The sequence below is a fragment of the Reyranella soli genome (assembly GCF_007992495.1).
Taxonomy (GTDB): Bacteria; Pseudomonadota; Alphaproteobacteria; order Reyranellales; family Reyranellaceae; genus Reyranella; species Reyranella soli.
Genome location: NZ_BKAJ01000345.1, coordinates 1 through 1,726 on the forward strand (window position 1 = coordinate 1; position 1,726 = coordinate 1,726).

General features: G+C 62.2%; 1 protein-coding gene. It reads right to left on the minus strand.

Annotation, left to right across the window (positions count from 1 at the left end):
• Positions 1-1,726: autotransporter-associated beta strand repeat-containing protein (locus RSO01_RS46655; RefSeq protein WP_174826003.1), on the minus strand; the 1,726-nt coding region annotated here is incomplete at both ends.

Here is a 1,726-nt window from a genome sequence, read left to right on the forward strand (position 1 = left end):
GAGGGTCATGGTGCCCGCGCCCTGCTTGACGAAGCTGCCGGTACCGGTGATGGCCGCGGCAACGGTAGTGTTGCTGGCATCGCCCGCAGTGAGCACGCCGGCGCCGAGCAGCAGCAAGCCGCCGCCGCTCGACAGCGCGCCGACCGTCTGGATGTTGCCATTGAGGTCGAAGATGCCGCCGTCCACGCTGAGGGCGCTACCCGCCGCCAGCGATGCGCCGGCGCCCAGCCTCAGCGTGCCGCCATTCACGGCAGTTCCTCCAGTGTAGGTGTTCGCGCCCAAAAGTGTCAGCGTTCCAATGCCCACCTTCACCAGCGACCCTCTCGAGCCACCGAAGGCCCCCCCGTCGGAAATGACACCACTGACCGTGGTGCTGAGATTGTTGAATCCGGTGGTCAGCGTGTTACCGCCCAACATGTAGCTGCCGCTACCCTCGATCGAGCCGGCCCACATGCCGGACGAAACGCCGGACATGTCGACCGTGCCACCGGCGTTAGTGATCAACCGGGCGAAACCGGCCGATCCGTTGCCCGTGAACTGTGTAAGAGCGCCATTGGTCGTGGTGATCGTTGCAACGTTGCCGCTGCTTGAACCGGTGAAGTACAATTGGCCATTGTTCGTCAAGTTCGTGTGATCAGCGTTACTGGTGTCCTGGAAGGTCATCACGCCGTTGTTGATGATCACGCCGCTACCGGCAAATGCCCGCGCGCCAAAGAAAGCCGAGCCCGCGTTCGTTATGCTGGTGACATCCGACATGTCCGCATTGAGGACGTTGAGCCCACCTCCGCTGTTCACCGTTATGGTGCCGCCAAGCTCACGAGTCAGCACACCGCCGCTACCGAGGGAGAGGAAGCCTCCGTCGATCGTCGTGCTGCCTGTGAAGGTGTTGCCAATGCCGGTAAGGCTGAGGACACCTGTACCAACCTTGATGAGGTTGCCGGCGCCGTTCAGATTGCTCTCGAAGTTACCTTCGCCGACGGTCAATGTACCGCCCCCGAGGGTAAGGGCGCCGCCGCCGCCTGAAAGCGAGCCCAGGGTTTGGGAGTTGCCGTTGAGGTCGAAGGTGCCGCCGTTCACCGTCAACGCGCTGCCAGAGGCCAACGACGCTCCCGCGCCAAGCCGGAGCGTGCCACTGGAGACAGTCGTGCCACCCGTATAGGTGTTGTTGCCAGACAGAATAACAGTGCCCGGAGCGACCTTGGTCATTGAGCCCGTGCCTGAAATGCTTCCAGCATATGTCCCGTCGCCCCGCAGATTGAGACTCGCGTTGTTGACGACGTCGCCAGGCAGACTTGTCACGACAGCCGTAAGGCTGCCGCCGAGGATGGTCGTGACACCGGCGTAAGTGTTGGCACCACTAAGCGTGAGGTCCCCGGTACCCGTCTTGGTCAGACCTCCGCTTCCGACGAAGGAATTTTGGGCGAGAACACCGAAACCGTTGGTATCGATCGTCCCACCGCCCGCATTGAGGGTGGCGACGCCCGGCAGACTCGAAAAATTGCTTAGCAATTTCAGCGTACCACCGTTGAAGCTGAGACCTCCGCCTCCCAAGCTGTTGGGAGCGATCGCCGCCAGCGTGCCGCCGTTGATGGCGGTGCCGCCAGAGTGGCTGTTTGCAGCCATCAAGGTCAGCGTTCCAGCACCGATCTTGGTCAAGCCGCCGGTGCCGGAGATCACGTTGTTGAAGGTCAACGTATTGGCCTGCGTGTCGACCGTGTTGGTACCG